Source organism: Comamonas sp. GCA5, assembly GCF_036541385.1.
GTDB lineage: Bacteria > Pseudomonadota > Gammaproteobacteria > Burkholderiales > Burkholderiaceae_C > Comamonas > Comamonas aquatica.
In genome coordinates, this window is record NZ_JAZHFR010000042.1 from 22,829 (window position 1) to 29,128 (window position 6,300).

The following is a 6,300-nucleotide window of genomic DNA, read 5'->3' on the forward strand; positions in this document are numbered from 1 at the left end:
TGGGGTCTGCGCTGGCCGTGGCCCTGCCGTGGTCTGCGGGTCGCCCCCGCACCGCGGTCACCGGCTTCTTCGGCTGTGCGACACTTGCAGCACCGTGCTTGTTCAAAAGGTCTCTCCGAGGCCTTTTTGTCTTTGTGAAAACCTATGGCCGCCAAACGGGTGGGCGAAGAGCCCGCGTTCATCCTGCACCGCTACGACTGGAGTGAATCCAGCTTGATCCTGGAGGTGTTCACGCGCCACCGCGGGCGCGTGGCGCTGGTCGCCAAGGGGGCCAAGAAGCACACCTCCAACTTCCGGCCGGTGCTGCTGGCGCTGCAGCCGCTCAAGGTCAGCTACACCCTGTCGGGCGACGGCCAGGCCGACATCCACGTCCTCAAGGGCGCGGAATGGGCCGGCGGCCACATCATGCCCATGGGCAACAACCTGCTCACCGGGCTGTACCTGAACGAGCTGCTGATGCGCCTGCTGGCGCGCGACGACCCGTACGCCTACCTGTTCGATGTTTATGGCGCCGTGGTCAAGCTGCTGGCCACCCAGCCCGAAGAGGTGATCGAGCCGGTGCTGCGTGCCTTCGAGCTGATCGTGCTGCGCGAGCTGGGCCTGCTGCCCACGCTGCACGAGGAAACCCTGACGCTGCAGCCGCTGCAGCCCGAGGCCCTGTACGTGCTGGTGGCCGAGATGGGCCTGCGCCCGGCGCTGGACAGCGACCGTGCCGCGCTGACCGGGCGCCAGTGGGGCCTGCTGCAGCAGGCCCTGGCCCAGGGCGAGAGCGCCTACCCGGCCACCGTGCGCGCCTGCGCCGCCGTGGCCACGGCCCTGAAGCCCCAGTTGAGACACCTGCTGCAATACCATTGCGGCAGCCCGCTGCTGCGCACGCGGCAGCTGATGATGGACCTGCAAACCCTATGACCGCTTCGACCCCCTCCCGCCGCACGGCCCTGTCCGTGAATGTCAACAAGGTCGCCCTGGTGCGCAACACGCGCCACCTGGGCATTCCCTCGGTCACGCGCGCGGCCCAGCTGTGCCTGGCGGCGGGCGCGCAGGGCATCACCATCCACCCGCGCCCGGACGAGCGCCACATCCGTGGCACCGACGTGTTCGAGCTGGCCGCGCTGATGCGCGACTGGCCGCAGGCCGAGTTCAACATCGAGGGCAATCCCACGCAGAACCTGATGGCCTTCATCCGCGAGGTGCGCCCGCACCAGGCCACCTTCGTGCCCGACAGCGAGGACCAGTTCACCAGCGACCACGGCTGGAACTTCCCGCAGGATGCCGAGCGCTTGGCGCCGCTGATCGCCGAATGCCGGGCCCTGGGCGTGCGCGTCAGCCTGTTCATGGACCCCGTGCCTACGCAGATGGCGGCCGCCAAGGCCGTGGGCGCCGACCGTGTCGAGCTGTACACCGAGCCCTATGCCGCAGCCTGGGGCACGGCGGAACAAAACGCGCAATTGGCACTCTATGCCCAGGCGGCCCAGGCGGCGCTGGACGCCGGGCTGGAGGTCAACGCCGGCCACGACCTGAACCGTGACAACCTGGCCGCCTTCGTGGCCCAGGTGCCGGGGCTGGCCGAGGTCTCCATCGGCCACGCCCTGATTGCCGACGCGCTGGAGCTGGGCTATGCGGCGACCGTGACGGCCTACCAGGCCTGTATCGACGCCGGCATGGCGCAACGCCCTTGAGGTTTTTCTAAAAGATGAGCTGCTGGCGCTTGCTGGGCAAGCGCTGGATGCCAATTTGGCTTGTAATCATGATTTACGGTATCGGCACCGACATTTGCGACATCCGCCGCATCCGCGCCAGTCTGGAGCGCCATGGCGATCGCTTTGCCGAGAAAGTCCTCACCACCAACGAGCTGGCCGTCTGGCGCCTGCGCAGCAGCCGTTGGCCCGAGCGCGGCGTGAAGTACCTGGCCACGCGCTTTTCGGCCAAGGAAGCCTTCAGCAAGGCCGTGGGCCTGGGCATGACCATGCCCATGACCTGGCGCAGCTGCGAAATCACCAACCTGCCCAGCGGTCAGCCGACCATCGTGCTGTACGGCGCGCTGCGCGACTGGTTCGAGGCGCGCGGCCTGACCGCCCACATCACCATGACCGACGAGAGCGAATACGCCGCCAGCTTCTGCGTGGTCGAACGCCCTGGAGCCTGAGCATGCCCGTGTTGTTTCCCCTCGCCGGCCTGGCCCTGGTGTGGGTGCTGCTGACGTCCCTCAACGTCTGAACCCCCGGCGCCCCGTGGCAGATTCCGACGGGCCTGCTTCGCGGTCATACTGGAGGCTTTATGGCATGGCAGGCGCCGTCTGGCACCTGTGACACGTAAGGCCCGTATGACCGCACTCCACGCACCCCTGATCATCGACATCGCCGGCAAGGCCCTGACCGAGACCGACCGTGACCGCCTGGCGCACCCGCTGGTCGGCGGCATCATCCTGTTCACCCGCAACTGGGAGGACCGTGCCCAGCTGGTGCAGCTGTGCGCCGACATCAAGGCCGTCAAGCCCGATCTGCTGATCTGCGTGGACCATGAAGGCGGCCGCGTGCAGCGCTTCAAGACCGATGGTTTCACCCACCTGCCGCCCATGCGCGCCTTCGGCGAGATGTGGATGGACGACGGCAAGGGCAAGAAGCGCCACCGGGGCCACGGTGCCATGCGCGCCATGAACGCCGCCACGGCCGCCGGCTATGTGCTGGGCAGCGAGCTGCGTGCCTGCGGCGTGGATTTCAGCTTCACGCCCGTGCTGGACCTGGACCATGGCGCCAGCGGCGTGATCGGTGACCGCAGCTTCCACCGCGACCCGCGCGTGGTCGCCGCCCTGGCCAAGAGCCTGATGCACGGCCTGCTGCAGGCCGGCATGGGCAACTGCGGCAAGCATTTCCCCGGCCACGGCCATGTCACGCTGGATTCGCACGTGGACATGCCGGTGGACAAACGCAAGCTCAAGAAGATCCTGGCCGACGACGCGGCCCCTTATCCCTGGCTGTCCAGCGTGCTCACCGCCGTCATGCCGGCGCATGTGATCTATCCCAAGGTCGATGCGCTGCCGGCGGGCTTTTCCAAGGTCTGGCTGCAGGACGTCCTGCGCGGCGAGCTGCGCTACGACGGCGCCATCTTCAGCGACGACCTGAGCATGGAGGCGGCGCGCCGCATCGACGGCCAGGTCATCAGCTACACCGAGGCCGCGCTGCGCGCCCTGGCCGCCGGCTGCGACATGGTGCTGCTGTGCAACCAGAGCCTGGGCCTGGGCGCGCACGTGGATGAACTGCTCGACGGCATGGACGATGCCCTGCGCACCGGGCGCTGGGTGCCCGATGCCGACTCCGAATCGCGCCGCGTGGCGCTGCTGCCCGAGACCGTGCCCCAGCCGTGGGACGAGCTGATGCTGCAGCCGGCCTACCGCGACGCCCTGGGTTTGTTGAAGTGAACGGAATGAAGCAAGCAATGAAAGTGGGCGTATTGACAGGCGGCGGCGATTGCCCCGGCCTGAATGCCGTGATCCGCGCGGTCACGAAATCCTTGATCAGCCAGGGCCAGTGCGAGGTCATCGGCATCGCCGACGGCTTCGAGGGCCTGATGGGGGCCACGCCCCGCGTCAAGCCGCTGACTTGGGACGAGGTCTCGGGCATCCTGCACATCGGTGGCACCATCCTGGGCACCAGCAACAGCGCCAACCCGCTCAAAAGCGAGGCCACGCTGGCCCAGGTGAAAAGCAATGTGCAGGCGCTGGGCCTGGACGTGGTGGTGGCCATCGGGGGCGACGGCACCATGAGCCTGGCCAACGGCCTGGCGAATGCCGTGGGCATGCAGTGCGTGGGCGTGCCCAAGACCATCGACAACGACATTGCCAGCTGCGAGCGCAGCTTTGGCTTCGACACGGCGGTGGCCACGGCCACCGAGGCGCTGCGCCGCATCGAAAGCACGGCCAACAGCCACCACCGCGTGATGATCGTCGAGACCATGGGCCGCAACGCCGGCTGGCTGGCGCTGGAGGCGGGCGTGGCCGGCGCGGCCGACATCATCCTGCTGCCGGAGATCGATTACGACCTGCAGGCCATCGTCGACGTCTGCCAGGCGCGCGAGCAGCGCCAGCGCTACACCATCATCTGCATCGGCGAGGGCGCCAAGGAAAGCGGCCACAGCCTGACGGTGCGCGAGACCGTCGCCCACAGCCCCGACCCGGTGCGCCTGGGCGGCGTCGGCCATGTGCTGCGCGAACGCCTGCAGCCCCACCTGCGCAGCGAGGTCCGCACCACGGTGCTGGGCCACGTGCAGCGCGGGGGCGATCCCACGCCGTTCGACCGCGTGCTGGCCACGCAGTTCGGCCACCATGCCGCGCAGCTGGTGCTGTCGGGCCGCTTTGGCCGCATGGTCACGCTGCAGCAGGGCCAGATTGGCAGCGTGGAGATCGCCCAGGTTGCCAATACGCAACGCAGGATCGACCTGGCACACCCCTTGCTGACCATGGCGCGCGATATTGGCATTTGCCTGGGGGAAGCTGCGCATTGAGCGGTTTTTGCGCCGATCGCACAGCAAAGCAGCCCGCGGGCTGCTTTTTTGTTGCACGCAATCCGCAGCGATTTATGTCAGCAAACGTTAAAAAAATTTGGAGGTTACGGGTATTCCCTGTGTAATTGTTGCCGTTTGTAGCCCCTGTGCCGTGATGCCTTGGCTTCGCGGCTTTTCCTTTTCAGAGTCGGTATGCAGTTCAAAAATTTGTCCGTTGCCAAGAAGATTTGGCTGTTGATGCTCCTGGTGATGGCGGCCATGCTGCTGGCCGGGGTGGGAATGACCGCCAGCATGAAGCAGCTGGAAAGCCACCTGCGCGAAGAAGTCCAGAGCATGGAGGAGCGCATCCGCCTGGTGGTGGAGCTGCGCGGCAGCGTGGAGACGGCGGCGGGCTACCTGATTGCCGGCAACCTGGCGCAGGACAGCGAGTCCATGCAGTTCTTCGAGGGCAAGTTTGGCCAGGCGGCGGCCCACATGACCGAGCTGATGCAGTCGACCGGATCGCGCCTGCGAAGTGCCGAAGGCCGGGCCCTGTTCCAGCAAATCGTGGACAAGCGCGCCAAGCTCAACACCGTGGCCGAGCAGGTGGGCCTGGAGCGCCGCAACGACGGCGACGTGGTGCGCCTGGTGCGCGCCGACCTGGTGCCGGCGGTCGAGAGCTTCATCGCAGACCTGAACGCCCTGGTGCAATTGCAGGAGCAGATGCTGGCTAGCACCCTGGCGCAGGCCGAGCGTGAACGCACGACCAGCTATGCCCTGGGGCTGGCGGCCCTGGCCGTGGTGGTGGTGTTAGGCCTGCTGCTGGCCGTCTGGCTGGTGCGCCAGTTGACCGCCCCGCTGGCGCGGGCCGTGGCGCTGTCGCATGCGATTGCGGCCGGCAATCTGACGCAGGACGTGCACGACGACCGCAAGGACGAGCTGGGCGAGCTGCTGCGCAGCCTGAGCGCCATGACGCAGAAGCTGCGGACCGTGGTGGGCGAGGTGCGCAATGGCGTGGATTCTGTCTCTTCGGCTGCCAGCCAGATTGCCACCGGCAACCAGGACCTGTCGGCCCGCACCGAACAGACGGCTGCCAACCTGGAAGAAACCGCGGCCAGCATCGAGGAGCTGACCGCCACCGTGACCCAGTCGGCCGATACCGCGCGCCAGGCCAACCAGTTGGCTTCCACCGCCGTGCAGGCCGCCGAGCGTGGCGGCGAGGTGGTGAACCAGGTGGTGCGCAGCATGGAGCAGATCAACGCCTCCAGCCGCAAGATCGGCGACATCATCGGCGTGATCGATGGCATCGCCTTCCAGACCAACATCCTGGCGCTGAACGCGGCCGTGGAAGCGGCGCGTGCCGGCGAGCAGGGCCGTGGCTTTGCCGTGGTGGCCGGCGAAGTGCGTTCCCTGGCGGGCCGCAGCGCCGAGGCGGCCAAGGAGATCAAGCAGCTGATCAGCGCCAGCGTGGACAATGTCGACACCGGTTCGGCCCAGGTGGCACAGGCTGGCGAGAGCATGCAGGAGATCGTGGCCAGCGTGCGCCGCGTGACGGACCTGATCGGCGAGATCACGGCCTCGGCCACCGAGCAGCGCGACGGCATCGGCCAGGTCAACCAGGCGGTCAGCAACCTGGACCAGATGACGCAGCAGAACGCCGCCCTGGTGGAGGAATCCAGCGCGGCAGCCACATCGATGAATGAGCAGGCGCAGCGCTTGGCCGACGTGGTGGCCGTGTTCAACGTGGGGCAGGGGGCCGTGGCGGCCCTGGCCCGGCCGACCGTGGCCGCGCCTGCCTGTGCGCGCCGTTGCCGGCCCCGG

General features: G+C 67.6%; 6 protein-coding genes. All 6 read left to right on the plus strand.

What is annotated here, in order from left to right; all coding sequences use genetic code 11:
* Positions 1-144: 144 nt before the first annotated feature.
* The gene (gene recO / locus SJH88_RS11410; protein ID WP_043379043.1) at positions 145-909 is read left to right on the plus strand and encodes a DNA repair protein RecO; all 765 of its coding nucleotides are present in this window, start codon (positions 145-147) and stop codon (positions 907-909) included.
* The gene (locus tag SJH88_RS11415; RefSeq protein WP_274754544.1) at positions 906-1,679 is read left to right on the plus strand and encodes a pyridoxine 5'-phosphate synthase; all 774 of its coding nucleotides are present in this window, start codon (positions 906-908) and stop codon (positions 1,677-1,679) included. Before recO ends, SJH88_RS11415 begins: the two co-directional genes overlap by 4 nt.
* Positions 1,680-1,747: 68 nt before the next feature.
* Positions 1,748-2,146 (plus strand): holo-ACP synthase, encoded by a 399-nt coding sequence (gene acpS, locus SJH88_RS11420; RefSeq protein WP_234687791.1) that lies wholly within the window; start codon positions 1,748-1,750, stop codon positions 2,144-2,146.
* 177 nt (positions 2,147-2,323) lie between these two features.
* A complete protein-coding gene (gene nagZ / locus SJH88_RS11425; protein WP_274754545.1) occupies positions 2,324-3,418 on the plus strand; it encodes a beta-N-acetylhexosaminidase in 1,095 nt (364 codons plus the stop codon).
* 17 nt (positions 3,419-3,435) lie between these two features.
* The gene (locus SJH88_RS11430) at positions 3,436-4,500 is read left to right on the plus strand and encodes a 6-phosphofructokinase (protein ID WP_274754547.1); all 1,065 of its coding nucleotides are present in this window, start codon (positions 3,436-3,438) and stop codon (positions 4,498-4,500) included.
* 192 nt (positions 4,501-4,692) lie between these two features.
* Positions 4,693-6,300, plus strand: a 1,608-nt coding sequence (locus tag SJH88_RS11435; protein ID WP_274754546.1) for a methyl-accepting chemotaxis protein, incomplete at its 3' end; no start/stop codon positions are given.